Origin of the sequence: Psychrobacter sp. 16-MNA-CIBAN-0192, from assembly GCF_040309565.1 — a bacterium.
Classification (GTDB): domain Bacteria; phylum Pseudomonadota; class Gammaproteobacteria; order Pseudomonadales; family Moraxellaceae; genus Psychrobacter.
In genome coordinates this window covers 37,014-55,754 of the sequence record NZ_JBEOOX010000013.1, presented here as the reverse complement: position 1 = coordinate 55,754, position 18,741 = coordinate 37,014, and the positions used below count along the sequence as shown (strand labels likewise).

Here is an 18,741-nt window from a genome sequence, read left to right as displayed (position 1 = left end):
TATGGGTTTTTTTAGTGCTCACTTTTAAATTTTGTCTAAAACTAAGCAGCGGCTAATGCTTGTTCCAAGTCCGCCTTAATATCGTCAATATGCTCAATGCCGATAGATAGGCGTACCATATCTTTACTAACCCCAGCTTGTGCCAATTCTTGCTCGTTTAGCTGACGATGGGTGGTGGTTGCTGGATGGCAAGCCAATGATTTTGCATCACCGATATTAACCAGTCTGGTAAACAGCTGCAATGCATCAATAAAGCGCGCCCCTGCATCTCGATCTCCTTTGACGCCAAAAGTCAAAATCGCCGACGGCGTACCTTTCATATAACGCTGCGCCAATTCGTAATCTGGGTGCTCAGGCAAACCGGCATATTTTACCCATGCGACTTTTTCATGGTCACGTAGATATTCAGCAACCGCTTGCGCATTTTGTACATGACGCTCCATGCGTAAACTAAGCGTTTCCATCCCTTGCATGATACTAAAGGCATTTAACGGGCTAAGTGCCGCGCCTGTATTACGAAGGGGTGCAACACGTGCACGCGCGATAAATGCTGCAGCGCCAATATCTTTGACGAAATTCACGCCATGATAACTGGCATCGGGCGTATTCAGAATTGGAAAACGCTCCGGATAATCACCCCAAGGGAACGTGCCACTATCAATAATTGCCCCGCCAATGGACGTACCCGTGCCACTCATATATTTGGTTAATGAATGCACCACAATATCAGCACCAAAATCAAACGGGCGGCAAATCGCAGGTGTGGCAACCGTATTATCAATCACTAATGGCACACCGTATTCATGGGCAATATCACTGAGCGCTTGAATATCAACAATATTACCCAGTGGATTGCCGATACTTTCTGCAAAAACCATCTTGGTTTTATCGTCAATTAAAGCGCGGATAGACTCAGGATTACGGTGGTCAAAAAAGCGCACTTCAATCCCTTGACGCGGCAAGGCATGGGCAAATAAATTATAAGTACCGCCATATAATGTCGATACCGTAACAATATTATCGCCCACTTCACAAATGGTCTGAATGGTATAAGTAATCGCCGCCATACCTGACGCCACAGCAAGTCCTCCAATCCCGCCCTCAAGCGCCGCCACACGCTCCTCTAATACCGCATTGGTTGGATTCATAATACGCGTATAAATATTACCGGCTACTTTTAAATCAAACAAATCCGCTCCATGCTGCGTATCATCAAACGCATACGAGCTGGTATGATAAATGGGCACGGCAACCGCTTTGGTCGTCGGCTCTACTGTATATCCAGCATGAATGGCAAGAGTTTCTAAATGCTGAGAATTTGTTTTCGGATTTGTTTTTGGAATATCTGGTTGTCCATCACTCATTATCATTTCCTTATTATTAATAGAAAGCACTCAGTAAAGTGAGTCATTAAAAATATTGACTATCAATCATCTTTGAAAGATCAATTACCCAAACAATAGTCATAAAAAAAAGCTGAGTTAATCATAACCCAGCTCTCTTATGAAAGTAATAGCGAAAACCTAATCTATTAATGAATAATATTCATAAGTAGTAAGAAACATAATATTTCTCAGGACACCCTTAATCTTTATTTATAGTAGGCATTTTCAGTACGCGTATGATCCGTCTCATCAATAACTTGCGTAAGCTCCGGTATTTGCTGTTTTAGCTGAACCTCAACCCCTTGACGCAAAGTCATGTCGACCGCTGAACAACCTTGACAACCGCCGCCGAATTTTAATACCGCTGTTAAGCCAATACCTTCTTCATTAATCAGCTCAAGCAACTGCACATCACCACCATGCGCGGCTAATCCTGGATTAATTTCGGACTGCAAGACATAGTTGATACGCTCTTCAACACTGGCATCAGCACCCACTTTAGGCACTTTAGAGTTTGGTGCACGGAAGGTCAGCTGACCACCAAAACGGTCTTTATTATAATCAATCACGGCATCTTCTAAATATGGCACAGACGCGGCATCGATAAAGGCAGAAAAATGCTCATAGCTAAATTGTAAATCGGCACTGTCTTCTTCGCCCGGCTGATTATAAGCCATACAGCATTCGGCACGTGGTGTACCCGGATGCTCAACAAAAATACGCACGCCGATACCATCGGTATCTTGCTTGGAGAGCAAATCAGCCAAATAACCTTGGGCTGATTCGGTAATTGTAATACTACTTTTAATATCAGTTTGCTCAACATCTAATGCCGATTCATAATCAGTAGGCGCAGTAGCGGTTGGATTATTCTCACTCATATTGTGCTCACTCATAAGAGTTCCTTATTTATTTGGAGTAGACGTGATGACAGTCCATTTATGCTGGTTATTATAACGCACTCAGCGCTTAATTCCGACTGCGCTACTGTGAATTAAAGTTATCTTCTATCTATAGACAGATTTGGTTTTTCTGATGATAAGATAAAATGTATAGCTTCTATCTTAAGGCGGACATCGCGATTATCAAGCAGAGGATAAATAGCTACCAGATAAGAATGATACCGTCATTAACTTCAGCGGTCGTTACGTTTAACAATTGACAATACCCCTCATACTCCGCCACTATCTATAAATATTTTTTAACCTGAATACATCATTAACGCCAGCTACTTTCACCCTTACAACCCTCATAATTAATAATGAATACGATAATAACGTCAAAGGAGATTGCGTGAGTACTTCATCAAGCCCCAATTCAGAGAGCATCCTTAATCCAGAATCAGCTGTGATAACTGAAGATACGGCACAAAATATCGAACAAGATAGCAAGCATTATCAGTATCTAGTCTTTATCGGGCGTTTTCAGCCTTTTCATCGCGGGCATAAAGCGGTGATTGATGAGGCATTAAAACGCGCAGATAACGTCATTATGCTGATTGGTTCGGCGAATTTACCGCGCAGCTTACGCAATCCCTTTACTGTATCAGAACGCGCTGAGATGATTAAAGGCGCTTATTCACAAGATGACGCGGCGCGGATACACTGCGTGGGTCTAGACGATGCGCTTTATAATGACACGCGCTGGCTCCAATATGTGCAAGCGGCAATCAAAACAGTGACGGGCGACTTGACTGCCGATATTGGTTTAATTGGACATTCTAAAGACAGCTCTTCTTATTATTTGTCATTATTCCCCAACTGGGCATCGGTTTCTGTACCCAATTATCATAACCTCTCCGCCACGCCCATTCGTGATGGCTACTTGATGGGCGCATTGCCAATTCCTGAGCGTACCCCTGAATCAACCCGTCAAGTACTTAAAGCATTCAAAAAAACAGCCGACTATGCCTCCTTGCATGAAGAAGCAGGCTTTATTGATAAATATAAAAAGAAGTGGAACTCTGCCCCTTATCCACCAATCTTTATGACCGCTGATGCGCTGGTTGTACAATCAGGACATATCCTATTAATTGAGCGTCGTAGCATGCCCGGACGCGGACTATGGGCATTGCCGGGCGGATTTTTGGATGCCAAAGAGACTTTATTTGACGCCTGTATTCGTGAGCTGCGTGAAGAAACCTGCCTTAATATTCCTGAGCCCATATTGCGCGGCTCTTGTCACAGCCAACATACTTTTGATGACCCATACCGCTCGGCTCGTGGGCGCACCATTACCCAAGCCTTTTATTTTCAGCTAAAAAATGATGCCAATGGTCTACCTCAAGTGCAAGGTGGTGATGATGCGGCAAAAGCATTTTGGTTGCCGCTTGCAGAGCTAGATGCCACCATGATGTTTGAAGATCATTACGCCATCATTACCAAAATGGTCGGGCTATAGTATTAGCTATAAAACGGGCTATAAATTGTATTTTATTCACCTTGGCAATATCAATCAGTGCGGCAAATCAGTGGTAGCAAGAAATATCATTAATAAGTTAATAATTAGCCATTAATAAAACGACTATGAATAAATAATAAGCCGTACCTTTGTCACAATAAGCCATAAATAAATGGAGGAGTTTTTGGATGTATACCAGCAATCTTAATAATTTAATCCTCAATAGTGACAGCTATAAGACCTCGCATTGGGTGCAATATCCAGCGGGCAGTGAGTATTTATCAAGCTATATTGAAGCGCGCGGCGGTGACTATGATGTGGTGTTTTTTGGCTTACAAGCCTTTATTAAAGAATATCTCAGCACGCCCATTACTCATCAAGATATTGATGAAGCGGAAACCATTATTCAGGCGCATGGCTTAACGTTTAACCGCGCTGGTTGGGAGCTTTTGGTCGATAAGCATCATGGGTTTTTACCATTACGTATTGAAGCAATACCCGAAGGCAGTATCGTGCCAGTGTCCAATGTGGTGTGCCAAGTGGTGAATACGGATCCAGAATTTTATTGGCTGCCCAGTTATATTGAGACGGCATTGCTGCGCGCGATTTGGTATCCCTCCACCGTTGCCAGCGTGTCGCATTACTGCAAAGGCATTATTCGAGATGCGCTGGAAAAATCAGCTGATAATGTCGACTCATTAATATTCCGCTTGCATGATTTTGGGTCGCGTGGCGCGTCAAGTCATGAATCAGTAGCGCTCGGTAGCTTGGCGCACTTGGTCAATTTTGCTGGCACCGACTCTATGGCTGCTTTAGTTGCAGCAAGTCGTTGGTATCAAATGACCAATGACATGCCAGCGTTTTCGATTCCAGCGGCTGAACACAGCACCATGACCGCATGGGGACGCGAGGGTGAAACCGCGGCATTTGCTAATATGATTACGCAATTTGGTGGCGACGGTAAAGCCTTTTCTGTGGTATCTGACAGCTATGACTTATGGAATGCCATTGATAATATTTGGGGCGATAGCTTAAAAGAAGACGTCAAAAATATGGGCGGCACGCTCGTCATTCGACCTGATAGTGGCGAGCCAACCAAGGTAGTACGCGAAGCATTAGAGCGCTTAGCCGTAAAATTTGGCACGACTGTCAATAGTAAAGGCTATAAAGTATTGCCCGATTACGTGCGCATTATTCAAGGTGATGGTATCAGCCCGCAAAGCTTGGGTAAAATCATTGACGTGGTGTTGGCAGCTGGTTTTAGCGCGGAAAATATCACCTTTGGTATGGGCGGCGGCTTATTGCAACAAGTCAATCGCGACACCATGAGCTGGGCGATGAAAGCCAGCGCCATCTCTATTAATGGCGTGTGGAAAGATATTTATAAAGATCCAATTACCAGCCATTCTAAACGCTCCAAAAAAGGGCGCTTGGCATTAGTTAAAGATACTAGCGACAATGTATCCACTATCAAAGCAGATGAGTTAAATAATAAACAAGACAATTTATTACGCGACATCTATGTTGATGGTCAATTATTAATTGATGACAGTCTGACTACGATTCGTGAGCGTGCCGGATGGTAGGCGCATTAGCTCGTAAACTGACCGCTAACAAATCGGCTAAAACAGCACAGCAGCCAGCAGATAAACCGGCAGATACTATAGAAGGTCAAAAAGCCACCAAAATAACGGTTCATGCAAAACATGCCGTTCTTGCCCCACTTTACCTCTATCAAGGGCGCAAAGTGAAGCGAAATACAGTACGCTTGCCTGAGCCAGAAGGCGCGAGATGTGGCTATATTGAGTTGCGTGCTACTAAAGATGCCGTTATAGACAGCTCGCCTACTTCTAATTTGCCTGCTAATTTACCTACATTAAATATCATGATTGTTGGTGATTCAGCTGCCGCCGGCGTTGGTAGTGCGACTCAGCAGCAAGCATTATCTGGTCATCTGCTACCTGCTTTGCAGCAGCAGCAAACTATCTATAACCAATTTCAAGCACTAAACTGATGCCTACAAGCGACCACTGGGCATACCAGCTTTGATATTTCGCGAAGGCTTTATATCCTTGCCCCGCCTAGCCAACCTGTTGATGTGATGGTCATCAGCGTTGGGGTAAATGACACCACGGCTAATATTTCAGCCGCCAAATGGCAACAGCAATTAGCAGAGATTATTACCATTGCTCAGCGTAAATTCGGTGTGCGTCAGCTGATATTTTGTAGCCTACCACCAATGGCACAAATGCCTGCCTTGCCCGCCCCGCTGAGTCATTTTATAGGGGCAAAAGCCACCCAGCTTGATGCCGTGTTACAGCACGTTTGTCGTCAGCACATTAGTCAGCAGAATAAGAGCGTGCACTATATGGCAGCAGATTTTGCTCAAATGGCAGCAAACCATGCTCATGCGATTAATGCCCATCCTGACGCGCCACTTGATAAGGCAGCCATGTTTGCTAGTGACGGCTTTCATCCCAGCAGCATTGCCTATCGCTATTGGGCAGAACAGCTTGCTGAGCTGATTGGCACCTTACTTGATAACCCATCTCATAGCGCTGAAACAATATAACGTAAGATACGTCAGCTACAACGCAAAAAAACCGCTGATCACTCAGCGGTTTTTTTTCATTCAGCAAAATACATTTATACGATAAGTATAAATTATTCAGCAGAATCAGTATCAGCTTTCTTGTTACGACCACCAAAAGCGCCGAAACGTTTGTTAAAGCTGGCAACACGACCTTCAGTAGACGTTTTGCGTTGTTCGCCAGTATAGAATGGATGCGACGCACTTGAAATATCAAGTGGGTAGTATGGATATTCTGACCCTTCGTATTCACGAGTGGTTTTGGTTTTAACTGTTGAACGGGTTAAGAAAAACACGTCAGCGTTAGTGTCATGAAATAAAACGTCATGGTAATCAGGATGGATATCTTTACGCATAATAAACTCTCTATGTCCGATGTATATACAAGACAGTAACCCATTGGCTATCAGGCTGCACATACGTAACTGAGGCACCAAGGACATCTACTAGTCTGGCAGCTGCGTCACTGGCTTATTCCAGCACCCAACACCACACCTCTGCTCACTTAGCCTTTCCCCAGCGGGAAAATCAAACCGCGATTTTAACGGTTTTTAGCAGTGGATGCAAGCGTAGTAAGCGTTACGACATTATAAATACTAAGTAAAAGCCATATAAAACTATTCAATCAATAACTCAAAATCTACTACTACTCACCTATCAAATTTGCTTAATCAGCTACTATTGTTAAGTTGCCTTTCATAAAGCTACTGACTTTTGCTAATAAATACGTTATAAAAGATAAGCACAGTTTGCCCAATATTATTAAAAAAGTACCAATGATACTGACTCACTATTTTTCTAACGACTTATAAAGGACACTTTTTATGACTAACTTTATGACTAAATATCTGTCTAACGCCCTACTGTCTAACAATCTGCTACCTAAAACCCTGCTACTTAGCTCAGCGTTGATAGTGACGAGCATGGCAAGTGCCGTTTTGCCAACCAACTGGCAGCTGGATAACTCGCATACGCGCGTCGGTTTTTCTGTTGAGCATTTAGGCTTTTCTACCACTATGGGGCATTTTGATAAAGTAGATGGCGCGCTGACTTATAATATAAAAGCGCCCAATAAGACTCAAATGAACTTTGTGATTGATACCAATAGTATTAATACCGCATGGGCGGCACGTGATGAACATTTAAGAAAAGACGAATTCTTTAACGTGGCGAAATATCCAACCATGACCTTTAAATCTACTAAAGTTGATTTTTATAATCCGCAGCAAGCTAAGGTTACTGGTGACTTTACCTTGCTGGGTAAAACCATGCCACTTACCTTAAATGTGACGCTTAAAAAGATTGGCAAAAGCCCAATGACTAAAGAGCCAGTGATTGGCTTTCGTGCCACAGGCAATATCGACCGTGCTGCTTATGGTATGACAGCATTTGCCCAAGGCATCACTACCAATGTACCGATTCAAATCGATGGCGAATTGATAGAGAAAAAAGCGAAATAAAAGTAAGTGATAAGAACAGCAACCATTAAAAAAGCAGCCTTTATATAGGCTGCTTTTTTTTGATGACATATTATTTTATCTAACGGATTAGCATCGAGCTGGTTATTATCTAACTGGCACTACATGCCAGACGCCGCCTTTATTATCGCCGTGCTTATCACCCATTTCTTTATCATTAGCGTAGAAATATAACGGTTTACCATTCATCGCCCATTGATATTTACCATCTTCACGTTTAAAGGCGGCAAATTGACCAGAGGCTTTAGCATTACTCGGTGCCATAAATGCAGGCCAAGCTACCATACAAACCGAACCACAGTCAGACTTATTCATTGAATCTTTGTCAAAGGTATATAATGTCATATGCTTGACTGAATCGACTAACATGCCATTTTTACTGGTCACTGGTGCCATATTGTTATTGGTACTATGAACATCGTGCATACCTGATGTGTCATTGCCTACCACATTTTTTAAAGTTGAACAGCCTGTTACTGCCAAAACACCTGTTAGAGCTGATAATAGCAAAATACGTTTCATGGTAATGTCCTTATAATTAGAAATAATAGCTCAGTTTTCAAAGGCAATCAGTACATCGCTTGCCTGCTATTGAAGGTGAATACTTCAGGATAAAATATAGCATAACCCTAAAAGATTCTGCTTTTATCATTGTCCTAACTTACAAAAGTTTATAAATATTACAAACCTTATAAGCAATGTAGATATCTTTATATCTCTAAAGTTGTATTCAAAAAATACAGGAAAAATCTATGGTGTTTTTCAGGTCTTTCTCTTCTCAAATTCAGCGTTAATGAACATTTTTTATAATTGATTATGATTACCTAAGCTTAAGTATCTGGCGCTGCCACTCACTGACAAAACTCACTCACCTTTTTACGTATTTACTGCGATACAACCATTTAGTTTTTATACAATGGTTTTGCTAATAGCAATTAGCACATTCCCTCCTGTTAATCTGCTGCTATTAATAAGTACACCTACACACATGATAATTAGATTAATACCTATATCAATAACTACCAATTTGGCATAGGTATAGGATGACAAGCAATATCAGCGTCCTATTGAAGTCTATAACAATCGCACTCATATCAATGCCAAGCTAATAACATATCAAACTTTAGAGAGTAGTGATAATAAAAATAATAAACACTTTGTCTTAAATCATTCGTGCGCAACCTACACTTAACACTATGATAACAATGGGTTGAGCGCACTATCTTTTTAGCACACTGGCTTTTTAGCAGACTTTGTACAGCAATATAGAAATACAGAATGTAAAAGCACTGAACATATAAGTACTTTTATATTTTGCACTAAGCTAATGCTTAAAATATCAAGGATATCACCCTAATATGACCCACTTGACTACCACGCTGCCATTAGAAGGCGATTATACAAACAGCTCAATTGCTGCCAACGCTATTAACCAGCCAGTCAAACGGGTTGGTATTTTGGGTGGCGGTACGGCGGGCTCGACGATTGCGATTCGCCTTGCTGCATTAGGAATTGAGACTTATTTGTTTGAGAAGCAAAGCTCTCTTATTAATGGTCCACCGATGTGCCATTTGCATGCTGGTGGTAATTTGTACCGTGAAATTCCTGATGAGGATTGTGTGGCGCTGCTGGAGCAATGTATCGATATTTTGCGACTTTATCCGCATACCATTGATGTGCGTCCGACAGTTTTTGCCGTACCCACGCGTGATGCTGGTTTGCCTGAAGATTTATTGCCGCGTCTTGATATTTTAACCGCAGCCTATCGCAAACTTATAGAACAAGACGCAGACAATAAAGTGTTGGGCGAGCCTGAAGATTATTATCAGTTATACAGTCATGCGCAATTGCTTGAGTTGTCTACACGTGAGCAAGTCGCCAAGCCAAGCTGCATTAACGAATGGATGATTCCAGTTGCCAAATATTTGGATTTAAACAAAGTAAAATTCCCGCTAATTGTGGTACAAGAATACGGCTGGAATATTTTTCGCTTAGCTGCTTCGGCACAATTGGCATTAGCGGAATACGACCATGCCCATGTGTTCACCAATACGGAAGTCAAACAAGTGGTAGCCGTTGATTGTACGGACTGTACCACAGCCGATCATCATGTGAGTAAATGGCGTATTGAGTATCAGCGGAATACATCCCAAGATAAAGACGCCAAAACCACTATCCATAGTCCTGAGTCTATCGAAGTCGATTATCTGATTAATGCCTGCGGTTTTCGTACTGGTATTATTGACGATATGGTAGGTATTGACGTCACACGGATGGTTGAGTTTAAATCTTCTTATATCACTCATTGGGGTGAGAGTGGTGGGCAGTTACCGGAGATTATCATTTATGGTGAGCGCGGTACGCCTGAAGGTATGGCGCAGCTAACGCCATATCCTGATGGCTATTTTCAGATTCATGGCATGAGTAAATTTATCACCTTATTTAATGATGGACTGGTTGCCTCAACTAAAGACAGTGCACAACCTGAGCTGCCAGCCCAATACGTGCATTATATTGAGGACGGTTGGGACAAAGCGCCATTACAAGCGCGTAGCCAACAGTCGATTGATTATGTGGCTGAGTTTGTGCCTACTTTTCATAGTGCGCGCACGGTTGGCAATGCGTTATATGGCGGTCAGCAAATCCCCGGTGAAGACGATACTTTACGGGTCGCGGATGTCAGCTTGTACGCGCATTTGCATTATGCACGCGCGGAGAATGTTAAAGCGTCCTCTACCCTAATTGCGGCAGATGAAATTGTGAATGAGCTCATAGATATGGGCATCATTAATGATAACGTGCCTGCCAATCGAGCGCGCTATGCTCATCAGTGGGCATATCTACTTAATACTAATCGGGCAACGGTTGATCAGGTTGCGCAAGATTTAGCGGAAGCACGCGGCTTTCCTATTGCTATGGCAAAAGTTAATAACAGTATTTGCGACGCCCTTATTAACCAGCCTCGTATTGGTCAATCGCCAATAAATGATATTAACAAAGCTAAAGGCTAGCGTCATTCCATAGCTAATTATCATTTTATATATGGTAGATATCGTTCTTTTTAACAACAGCAAACTATTTGCTAAAAATAAAAAACCGGTATAAAAGCGCTTTATTAGCCTTTATACCGGTTTTGTTACATGATGCAGTTAGAGTAATAAGATTAAGAATTACCCGCCATTTTTACCGTATCAACCGCGTCATCAATCTCAACGATTACTTGTAATAATTCAATCGCCTCTGCAATCGTATTGCAAACCACCAAACGATCAAGGTCTTGCTGCTTCATAAATCCTTGCTCAGCAGTATATTGCAAATGGTCAATCAAGCGGTCGTAAAAGCCATTAATATTTAAGATAATCATTGGCTTTTCATGCTGATATAGCTGTCGCCAAGTAGCAATTTCCATGATTTCTTCTAGCGTGCCAAGTCCACCCGGTAAGGTAATAAAGGCGTCGGCATACTCTGCCATAACCGTCTTACGGGTATGCATGGTATCGGTCAGATGCAAGCGCGTTAGGTCTTGATGGGCAATTTCATGCTTGAGCATAAAGGTTGGAATCACGCCCACTGCCTGCGCACCGCCTTTAATCACGCCATCTGCCACCGCGCCCATTAATCCAATACTAGCACCGCCATACACCAAACCCATACCATTTTCAGCTAAGGCATATCCCAAGTCACGGGCAGCTTGTTCATAAATCTCACTACCGCCCAAGCGCGAGCCACAGTAAACAGCGACCAATGGCATAGTAAGGCTTGCTTTATCCACAGCTCTTTCAATATGGCTAATATCTTGGCTAGTAATAACGTCATAATGGTGATTGTTGATTTTCATTTGCATATAATGACCTTAATTTATTATGAATTTTCGATAATTTTATAATGGTTGTGCGATAACCAATATTCTAACTAATGATAGAGCGTAAACAGTTCTCTTTTTTTACTTATACCCTGCTTTTACATATAAAAAACCCTGCATAAACTAATATTTTCTAAGCATTAACCATTATTGTTAGTACTGCTTATACTCATTTTTACATCGTTACGTCATGATTATCCTCGACATTTATCTTACCACAAGCCTTATGTTCTCATGTGACTAGCAATTTATTTCTACGCAATTACTACATTTTTTATTCATTGATTGCCAATAATAACGCTGGTATGTATGGCGATTAGATATATTTGATTATTTATTAAAAGGTTCATTATGCTACCGCCTACACCACGAACAGAAAGCTTGCTCAGTCAGTTGCTCAAAGCCATTATCATTATGGCGTGTTTATTAGCCATACCTTTATTTATTATGCCTCTGCTTAATAAGTCACCGTCTATCGTGATGGCGACGTGGCAAAAAATCACGTTATTACAAGAAGCATTACCAGCAGAGAATAGTTTGCCAAGCCCACTACCTGATAGGCATTTGGTAGATACGTGGGGCGGCGCGCGCAGTGAGGGGCGCTCACATGAGGGCATTGATATTTTTGCGCCGCGCGGTACGCCGATTCAGGCAACGACAAAAGGCGTGGTCAATAAAGTTGGCGACGATCGTCTGGGTGGTCGGGTGATTTTTATCATTGGTCCAGGAGGTGCGGCACATTATTATGCGCATCTGGAATCTTATGCCGATATCAGCCCTAATGACTGGGTCGATGCTGGTGATGTCATCGGTTACGTGGGTGACAGCGGTAACGCTAAAGGTACGCCGCCGCATGTCCATTATGGTGTCTATATCAATGGCAGCGCGGTCAATCCTTATCCGTTATTGGCAAGAAATAGCCAATAACTTGCTAAAATCAAGCTAAAACTGGGCGTAATATAGTCATCGTCCCTGATTCTATTACAACTAAACGACATGTTATGTTTTAAGCTTTACTTAAATTTTTAGGCAGTGTGTTTGTTATCGGTGCTGCACGTACATGTTTTAGAGGAAATAAGGCGCTAAAGGTTGCGCCTTCGCCTTCTACTGACGCAATATGTAAGTTCACATCATATTGATACAACACGTGTTTGACAATCGCCAGTCCTAACCCTGTACCGCCCGTTGCCCGACTACGACCACTATCAACCCGATAAAAGCGCTCCGTTAAACGGTCGATATGGTGCTGAGCAATCCCAATGCCATCATCAGTGACGGCAAATAGGCAACCTTCTGCTGTTTTGCTCCAGTTAATAGCAATATTACCGCCCTTTGGCGTGTATTTGATGGCATTAATGACAAGGTTCGATAAGGCACTATTTAGATACATCTCTGAGCCATATAAACCGTCACTAGTATTTATCTCTAAGTGAATCGTATGCCCATATTCTTGATTATAAACCATGGCATCATCGTAGATATGTTTGAGCATCTTAGTCATATCGATATCACGCAATTCGTGCGTTTCCTCGATTTCGATACGGGATAGCAGCAGCAAATCATTGACGATACGGTTCATACGCGCGGTCTGCTGGGTCATCAGTTGCATGCCACGTTGCCACTGAACTGGCATATCTAGCTGGTCAGAAAAATTCTCGAGATAACCCATTAATACCGTTAAAGGAGTACGCAGCTCGTGCGAGACATTTGCCACAAAGTCGCGGCGCATTTGCTCTAAATTCTGCAAACGTGTCACATCATAGATAATCAGCAGCTTTTCACTACCAAAATGGGTCAGCTCACATTTAAGATAACGCTTGGAATCGCGCCATGAGACGATATGTACGCCATCGTTTGGGGTGGTCAGGTTCTGATAGTAGCGCCGAAATTCAGGGGCTGTAATAAAATCAAAAATACTTGTGCCTTGATGACGGGGGTCTAGTACCAACAAGTCCTCTGCAGCCTTATTCCACCACTCCAAACCATCATTATCATTTAATAAAATCACCGCATCTTGTAGCGCCGTAAGCGAACTTCTGATTTTTTTGACCAGTCCCATGACTTTTTGTTGTGTCAACCGATTCTGCTTGCGGTTTTGATATAACTGATGCGCCACGATGCTTAGACCACCTAATTTATCAGGTGGCAGGGTATCTTGAGGCTGATTTAACCACGTATTAAAGCGATGCAAAGTATACATACGCCACCAGCTATAGAGTAATAATGCGCCAATGATACTTTCTAATAAGTGCGCCGTCGCTAAACCCAATAGCACACCTGCAATTACCCATAGTAGCAGCCAGCGGACATCTGCCCATAACAGAGCATATCGGGGTACCGTATGGAGATTAGTAGGTTCAGGCGTCATCATAGTCATATACCATATGTTATTGGGCAGCAGTAGGCATCAGCCGATTACTGTTGCTGATGTGACATTTTTTGTATTGTACGTGGCGATAAAATCGCGGGCTGTCTTACTCTGCTGCCATAACGTTAGAAAAACGATAGCCAGTACCGCGTACCGTTTGTATCAAGGTGTCACAGTCGTAAGGGTGCAGCAGCTTACGCAAACGGCGAATGTGCACATCAATGGTACGATCTTCAATATACACATGACTGCCCCACACCTGATCTAATATCTGCGCGCGCGTATAAACGCGCTCCGGATGACTCATAAAAAATGCCAACAGACGATATTCTGTAGGTCCGATATCGATAGGTTTATTATCCGCCGTCAAACGCTGGCTCTTGGCATCCAAGCTTAATTTACCAATCTCAATCGGTTTGTCAGCGCTTAATAAACTACTACGGCGCAGCACGGCTTTGATTCTAGACACCAGCTCACGTGTGGAGAATGGCTTGGTAATATAATCATCAACGCCAGCATCAAGCCCAAATACTTTATTATCTTCTTCACTTTTTGCGGTCAACATAATAACGGGGATTTCGGACAGTAGCTCATCCTTTTTAAGCATCCGGCAAAAATCAATGCCGCTTTTATCACCCGGTAGCATCCAGTCTAATAAAATCAATGCTGGTCTATGGTCAACCACTTGCTGATGTGCCTCTGGAATATCCGCTGCTTGCAAACACTCAAACCCTGCCATCTCTAACGTCATGACAATCATCTCACTAATCGCCGGTTCATCTTCAACGATTAAAATCAGCTCATTATTCATAGGACAGCCTTGTTGTTAACATCAAAAATTATTAAATTAAAAGTTATTGACCTAAAAAACTATTAAAACTCAAATGATTAATTTAAAAAGCTATCACTCTAAAAAATTATTAATAATAAAATTATAATGATAGACATCACGATTATAACCAATATTAGCAGCCAAAAAATTCATAGCAACGCGCCACTATCCTCTTATTAAACGACTTCTATATGACGGCTTGATGACAATTTGATGTTAACTTACTTCCAATAAAAAATTCAGTGGTCCATTATTGATACTCTCAACATCCATATCTGCGCCAAACTCACCGCTTGCCACATTGGGGTGCTGTGTTTTTGCGTAAGCGATGAGCTCGGCAAATAGCTCCTGCGCGGAATCAGGATGCATTGCCCCACCAAAGTCAGGGCGTCGACCATTATTGGTATTTGCCATTAAGGTAAATTGTGACACCAATAACAATCCACCGTTAACTTGCTGGACATTTTGGTCAAGCTTGCCCGCTTTAGCAAGATCATCCCTATTTTCAAAAATACGATAGGTAAGGATTTTATCAATCATCCGCTGCGCAGTTTGCAAATTATCTTCATGCCCAAGCCCAATATATGCCAATATACCATGCTCAATCGCGCCAACGCAGTGTGTATCGACAGTCACACTGGCACCGCTCACCCGTTGAATCAAAGCCTTCATCGATTGTCTCCTTAGTAAATTATGTTTCTAAGTTATGGTCATACAGACAGGCACCGACCATGATAAAATGTCACTATTCACCGCTTATTTTAAGCCACCCTTTATTTTATTCTAAAAATTATTTTGGTAGCCTTGATATGAATTTATTTACCACTATTCAGCAATTTGTACCGCAGCAGCAGCTGAGTGAAGTCGCTGGGCGTTTGGCAGCCAGCCGTCATCCGCTGGTCAAACGTGCTTTTATTCGCGGCTTTGCCAAAGCGTATGATGTTAAGCTAGATGAATATGAGCGTCAAAGCTTAAATGCTTATGAGAGCTTTAATGACTTTTTTACCCGTGAGCTAAAAGACGACGCGCGCGTCATTGACAGTACTGAATATGGCATTGTAAGCCCCGCTGATGGCGTCATATCACAACTTGGACAGCTGCGTCATCATAAGCTATTGCAAGCGAAAGGTCGCGATTATGATATCGGGCAACTGCTCGCCGATAAGGACGATGGCAGCTATTTTGCAGATGGGAGCTTTGCGACCGTTTATCTGGCACCAAGCAATTACCACCGCGTGCACATGCCGTTTGCGGGAACATTGACCAAAACGCGCTATGTGCCCGGCACCTTATTTTCGGTAAATAATACCACCGCTGCTAATGTACCGGATTTATTTGCCCGCAATGAGCGTTTGGTCTGTATGTTTGATACTGAATATGGCAAGGCAGCCGTCGTTATGGTTGGCGCGATGATTGTGGCTGGCATTGAGACGGCAGCGACTGGCAAAATTACCCGCACTGATGAGATTCAAGAAGCTGAGCATGATATGGAATTTGCACAAGGCGCTGAGCTTGGACGTTTTTACTTAGGTTCAACCGCGATTGTCGTATTACCAAAATCGGCAAATACAGCTTGGCAAGACAGCATGACTGCCAATATTACGGTAAAAATGGGTCAATTATTAGGCGTGGCAAACGCTGAATAAATGCTCATCATGAATAAAAAAACACCAAAAATACAGCCGCTGATATTAAGTGATTAGCGGCTGTTTTATAATGCTAGCATTTACGACATCAATATTCAAAAAATCAATAGTTTTACTGCTATTTAATCAAATTGCTAATAGTTTTAAAGGCAGGGTCTGCGCTACTGCGGCATAGCTCGAATAATATGGTCTCAACCGTTGTAATCACGCCGCCAGCACGGCGGATACGGCGCAGGGCAAGCTTTTTATCATACGGAAAACGTGAACCAACCGCATCGGCAATAATGACCGGCTGCATGCCATTGTCTAGTAAATCAAGCGCAGTTTGGAGCACGCAAACATGAGTCTCAACACCGAAAAGCAAAACAGTACCGCGATTCTGCTGCGCAAGATAGTGCCATGATTCGTCGGTATCACAAGCACTAAAGGTGACTTTCTCAAAGCTTTTGGCATTATCGCCTTCCAGCACTTCGCGCAGTTCAGGCAGAGTATCGCCCAAGCCTTTTTTATATTGCTCATTAAGCATAATCGGCACATCAAGTGCTTGTAGACCTTTTACCAAAGTAATGATTTTCTTGACGATACTTTCGTGGTCATAAATGTGTGGAGTCAGACGTTCTTGGACGTCAATAATCATCGCTTGGGTGTTCTCGCGGGCAATACGGTAGGTTTTATCAGAAATTACATTAGACATAGCACACTCCTTGTACGGCTGCCAAATTGGCAATCCAAAACTGTCTTTTATTAGACGTTATATGTTAGCAACACGCTTTTTCATCATTGGTATTCTAATAGATTACGCCACCTTATTTAGTCATATTTTGTTCAGTGCGTCAACGCCCATCTTGTCTCTTCCCTATTTATATGGTTTGTTCTTATTACGTGTCTCTTAATTGAATACCTATAAAGCAGCCATAAAAAAACCTCAGCCATGATAACTGAGATTTTTTTATGAATAATATTATGACTATAGTATTAAATTATCGAGTGATTGAATTTTTACACGCGCTCAATAATGGTGGCGATACCTTGACCGAGACCAATACACATGGTAGCTAGACCAATTTCAGTATCCATCTGTTCCATGGCATTAAGCAAGGTGACGGTGATACGTGCGCCAGAACAACCAAGCGGATGACCGAGCGCAATCGCGCCACCATTGATATTAATTATATCTTGCTTATCACTTAGTCCCAAGGTTTTGATAACTGCTAAGCTTTGTGCCGCAAAGGCTTCATTAAGCTCAATGGTTTGGATATCATCAAGGCTCATGCCAGCACGTTTCAGGGCTTTTTGGGTGGCAGGTACAGGACCGTAACCCATGATGGCGGCGTCACAACCGGCTATTGCCATACTGCGAATACGGGCGCGTGGTTTTAGACCCAATTCTTTGGCTTTTTGCGCGCTCATGATAAGCATTGCTGACGCGCCATCAGAGAGTGCCGATGAAGTTGCTGCGGTAACGGTGCCGTTGACTGGATCAAATGCTGGACGCAATTTTTGCATTTGTTCCATCGTGGCATCCGGACGAATCACTTCATCAACGGTACACAATTGCAAGCGACCGGCTTCGTCGTGACCTTCGATACCGATGATTTCATTCTTAAAACGACCTTCTAATGTCGCAGCCCATGCGCGGCGATGCGACTCAAGACCAAAGGCGTCTTGCTCTTCGCGGCTGATATTATTCATACGACCGAGCATTTCAGCGGTTAAGCCCATCATATTTGAGGCTTTGGCATAGTGCTTAGAGGCTTCAGGATTGAGGTCGACGCCATGCATCATGCCGACGTGACCCATGTGCTCAACACCACCAATAATAAAGGTGTCGCCTTGATTGGTCATGATTTGCGCGGCTGCCGTGTGTAGCGCCTGCATCGATGAACCACACAGACGATTGACTGTTTGACCGCCCGTGGTCTTTGGAATATCAGCCAATAAACCGATATTACGACCGATATTCAACCCTTGCTCAAGAGTCTGATTGACACAACCCCAGATGATATCTTCAACATCACGTGGGTCAAAGTCGTTACGCTCAACAAGCGCGCGCACCAAGTCAGCCGACATGCTATCCGCACGCACATGACGGAACATACCGTTTTTAGATTTGCCCATTGCTGAGCGCACGCCATCGACGATGACCACATCTTTTGGACTTAAAATTGTCATATTACATT

17 protein-coding genes and 1 pseudogene are annotated in these 18,741 nt (G+C 42.9%); 8 read left to right on the top strand and 10 right to left on the bottom strand.

What is annotated here, in order from left to right:
* Positions 1–41: 41 nt before the first annotated feature.
* Both AAEY78_RS10410 and nfuA read right to left on the bottom strand, forming a co-directional pair.
* Positions 42–1,364 (bottom strand): O-acetylhomoserine aminocarboxypropyltransferase/cysteine synthase family protein, encoded by a 1,323-nt coding sequence (locus AAEY78_RS10410; RefSeq protein ID WP_352339276.1) that lies wholly within the window; start codon positions 1,362–1,364, stop codon positions 42–44.
* A gap of 227 nt (positions 1,365–1,591) precedes the next feature.
* Positions 1,592–2,266, bottom strand: a complete 675-nt coding sequence (nfuA, locus tag AAEY78_RS10405; protein ID WP_220464428.1) for a Fe-S biogenesis protein NfuA — start codon at positions 2,264–2,266, stop codon at positions 1,592–1,594.
* Between the two features lie 469 nt (positions 2,267–2,735).
* On the opposite strand from nfuA, the gene AAEY78_RS10400 reads away from it, so the two are divergent.
* The 4 genes and pseudogenes from AAEY78_RS10400 to AAEY78_RS10385 form a co-directional block, all read left to right on the top strand.
* Positions 2,736–3,785 carry a bifunctional nicotinamide-nucleotide adenylyltransferase/Nudix hydroxylase gene (locus AAEY78_RS10400; protein WP_352339292.1) on the top strand — a complete coding sequence of 350 codons (1,050 nt, stop codon included), beginning with the start codon at positions 2,736–2,738 and terminating at the stop codon, positions 3,783–3,785.
* A gap of 188 nt (positions 3,786–3,973) precedes the next feature.
* Positions 3,974–5,371, top strand: coding sequence for a nicotinate phosphoribosyltransferase (locus AAEY78_RS10395; RefSeq protein ID WP_352339275.1), 1,398 nt, complete (start codon positions 3,974–3,976; stop codon positions 5,369–5,371).
* Positions 5,365–5,799, top strand: a complete 435-nt coding sequence (locus AAEY78_RS10390; protein WP_352339274.1) for a hypothetical protein — start codon at positions 5,365–5,367, stop codon at positions 5,797–5,799. The genes AAEY78_RS10395 and AAEY78_RS10390 overlap by 7 nt, the downstream gene beginning before the upstream one ends.
* Before the next feature lie 21 nt (positions 5,800–5,820).
* Positions 5,821–6,357 (top strand): annotated as a pseudogene (locus AAEY78_RS10385) (SGNH/GDSL hydrolase family protein); the annotation flags it as partial.
* Positions 6,358–6,449: 92 nt separating this feature from the next.
* Here AAEY78_RS10385 and AAEY78_RS10380 read toward each other — a convergent pair.
* Positions 6,450–6,731 carry a type B 50S ribosomal protein L31 gene (locus AAEY78_RS10380; protein WP_062533921.1) on the bottom strand — a complete coding sequence of 94 codons (282 nt, stop codon included), beginning with the start codon at positions 6,729–6,731 and terminating at the stop codon, positions 6,450–6,452.
* 468 nt (positions 6,732–7,199) lie between these two features.
* Here AAEY78_RS10380 and AAEY78_RS10375 point away from each other — a divergent pair, with 468 nt between their 5' ends.
* On the top strand, positions 7,200–7,835 hold the full coding sequence (locus tag AAEY78_RS10375; protein ID WP_352339273.1) for a YceI family protein: 636 nt from the start codon (positions 7,200–7,202) through the stop codon (positions 7,833–7,835).
* A 105-nt stretch (positions 7,836–7,940) separates the two neighbouring features.
* On the opposite strand, the gene AAEY78_RS10370 is transcribed toward AAEY78_RS10375, so the two are convergent.
* The gene (locus AAEY78_RS10370) at positions 7,941–8,375 is read right to left on the bottom strand and encodes a COG4315 family predicted lipoprotein (protein WP_352339272.1); all 435 of its coding nucleotides are present in this window, start codon (positions 8,373–8,375) and stop codon (positions 7,941–7,943) included.
* 836 nt (positions 8,376–9,211) lie between these two features.
* Between AAEY78_RS10370 and AAEY78_RS10365 the strand changes: the two genes are divergently transcribed.
* Positions 9,212–10,864 carry an FAD-dependent oxidoreductase gene (locus AAEY78_RS10365; protein ID WP_352339271.1) on the top strand — a complete coding sequence of 551 codons (1,653 nt, stop codon included), beginning with the start codon at positions 9,212–9,214 and terminating at the stop codon, positions 10,862–10,864.
* 152 nt (positions 10,865–11,016) lie between these two features.
* Here the strand turns inward: AAEY78_RS10365 and AAEY78_RS10360 are convergent, their stop codons facing one another.
* Positions 11,017–11,697 carry an LOG family protein gene (locus AAEY78_RS10360; RefSeq protein WP_352339270.1) on the bottom strand — a complete coding sequence of 227 codons (681 nt, stop codon included), beginning with the start codon at positions 11,695–11,697 and terminating at the stop codon, positions 11,017–11,019.
* A gap of 369 nt (positions 11,698–12,066) precedes the next feature.
* Between AAEY78_RS10360 and AAEY78_RS10355 the strand changes: the two genes are divergently transcribed.
* On the top strand, positions 12,067–12,642 hold the full coding sequence (locus AAEY78_RS10355) for a M23 family metallopeptidase (protein WP_352339269.1): 576 nt from the start codon (positions 12,067–12,069) through the stop codon (positions 12,640–12,642).
* 79 nt (positions 12,643–12,721) lie between these two features.
* Here the strand turns inward: AAEY78_RS10355 and phoR are convergent, their stop codons facing one another.
* The 3 genes from phoR to dtd all read right to left on the bottom strand — a co-directional run bounded on the left by phoR (position 12,722) and on the right by dtd (position 15,587).
* A complete protein-coding gene (gene phoR, locus AAEY78_RS10350; protein WP_352339268.1) occupies positions 12,722–14,086 on the bottom strand; it encodes a phosphate regulon sensor histidine kinase PhoR in 1,365 nt (454 codons plus the stop codon).
* Between the two features lie 103 nt (positions 14,087–14,189).
* Complete coding sequence (gene phoB / locus AAEY78_RS10345) at positions 14,190–14,894, bottom strand: phosphate regulon transcriptional regulator PhoB (protein ID WP_352339267.1); 705 nt, start codon at positions 14,892–14,894, stop codon at positions 14,190–14,192.
* Positions 14,895–15,131: 237 nt separating this feature from the next.
* Positions 15,132–15,587, bottom strand: a complete 456-nt coding sequence (dtd, locus tag AAEY78_RS10340; RefSeq protein ID WP_352339266.1) for a D-aminoacyl-tRNA deacylase — start codon at positions 15,585–15,587, stop codon at positions 15,132–15,134.
* A 137-nt stretch (positions 15,588–15,724) separates the two neighbouring features.
* On the opposite strand from dtd, the gene asd reads away from it, so the two are divergent.
* Positions 15,725–16,561 (top strand): archaetidylserine decarboxylase, encoded by an 837-nt coding sequence (gene asd, locus AAEY78_RS10335; RefSeq protein WP_352339265.1) that lies wholly within the window; start codon positions 15,725–15,727, stop codon positions 16,559–16,561.
* A 118-nt stretch (positions 16,562–16,679) separates the two neighbouring features.
* On the opposite strand, the gene AAEY78_RS10330 is transcribed toward asd, so the two are convergent.
* Together AAEY78_RS10330 and fadA are read right to left on the bottom strand one after the other, a co-directional pair.
* Positions 16,680–17,255 (bottom strand): isochorismatase family protein, encoded by a 576-nt coding sequence (locus AAEY78_RS10330; protein ID WP_352339264.1) that lies wholly within the window; start codon positions 17,253–17,255, stop codon positions 16,680–16,682.
* Between the two features lie 305 nt (positions 17,256–17,560).
* Positions 17,561–18,733: an acetyl-CoA C-acyltransferase FadA gene (gene fadA, locus AAEY78_RS10325; RefSeq protein ID WP_352339263.1), complete on the bottom strand. Its 1,173-nt coding sequence runs from the start codon at positions 18,731–18,733 to the stop codon at positions 17,561–17,563.
* Positions 18,734–18,741 lie beyond the last annotated feature (8 nt).

Excerpts from the sequence above, each read along its gene's own strand:
- AAEY78_RS10355 (WP_352339269.1), top strand. The coding sequence starts at position 12,067 with ATGCTACCGCCTACACCACGAACAGAAAGCTTGCTCAGTCAGTTGCTC.
- AAEY78_RS10390 (WP_352339274.1), top strand. The coding sequence starts at position 5,365 with ATGGTAGGCGCATTAGCTCGTAAACTGACCGCTAACAAATCGGCTAAA.
- asd (WP_352339265.1), top strand. The coding sequence starts at position 15,725 with ATGAATTTATTTACCACTATTCAGCAATTTGTACCGCAGCAGCAGCTG.
- AAEY78_RS10375 (WP_352339273.1), top strand. The coding sequence starts at position 7,200 with ATGACTAACTTTATGACTAAATATCTGTCTAACGCCCTACTGTCTAAC.
- nfuA (WP_220464428.1), bottom strand. The coding sequence starts at position 2,266 with ATGAGTGAGAATAATCCAACCGCTACTGCGCCTACTGATTATGAATCG.
- dtd (WP_352339266.1), bottom strand. The coding sequence starts at position 15,587 with ATGAAGGCTTTGATTCAACGGGTGAGCGGTGCCAGTGTGACTGTCGAT.
- AAEY78_RS10395 (WP_352339275.1), top strand. The coding sequence starts at position 3,974 with ATGTATACCAGCAATCTTAATAATTTAATCCTCAATAGTGACAGCTAT.
- AAEY78_RS10330 (WP_352339264.1), bottom strand. The coding sequence starts at position 17,255 with ATGTCTAATGTAATTTCTGATAAAACCTACCGTATTGCCCGCGAGAAC.
- AAEY78_RS10370 (WP_352339272.1), bottom strand. The coding sequence starts at position 8,375 with ATGAAACGTATTTTGCTATTATCAGCTCTAACAGGTGTTTTGGCAGTA.
- AAEY78_RS10360 (WP_352339270.1), bottom strand. The coding sequence starts at position 11,697 with ATGCAAATGAAAATCAACAATCACCATTATGACGTTATTACTAGCCAA.
- phoR (WP_352339268.1), bottom strand. The coding sequence starts at position 14,086 with ATGATGACGCCTGAACCTACTAATCTCCATACGGTACCCCGATATGCT.
- AAEY78_RS10380 (WP_062533921.1), bottom strand. The coding sequence starts at position 6,731 with ATGCGTAAAGATATCCATCCTGATTACCATGACGTTTTATTTCATGAC.
- fadA (WP_352339263.1), bottom strand. The coding sequence starts at position 18,733 with ATGACAATTTTAAGTCCAAAAGATGTGGTCATCGTCGATGGCGTGCGC.
- AAEY78_RS10365 (WP_352339271.1), top strand. The coding sequence starts at position 9,212 with ATGACCCACTTGACTACCACGCTGCCATTAGAAGGCGATTATACAAAC.
- AAEY78_RS10410 (WP_352339276.1), bottom strand. The coding sequence starts at position 1,364 with ATGAGTGATGGACAACCAGATATTCCAAAAACAAATCCGAAAACAAAT.
- phoB (WP_352339267.1), bottom strand. The coding sequence starts at position 14,894 with ATGAATAATGAGCTGATTTTAATCGTTGAAGATGAACCGGCGATTAGT.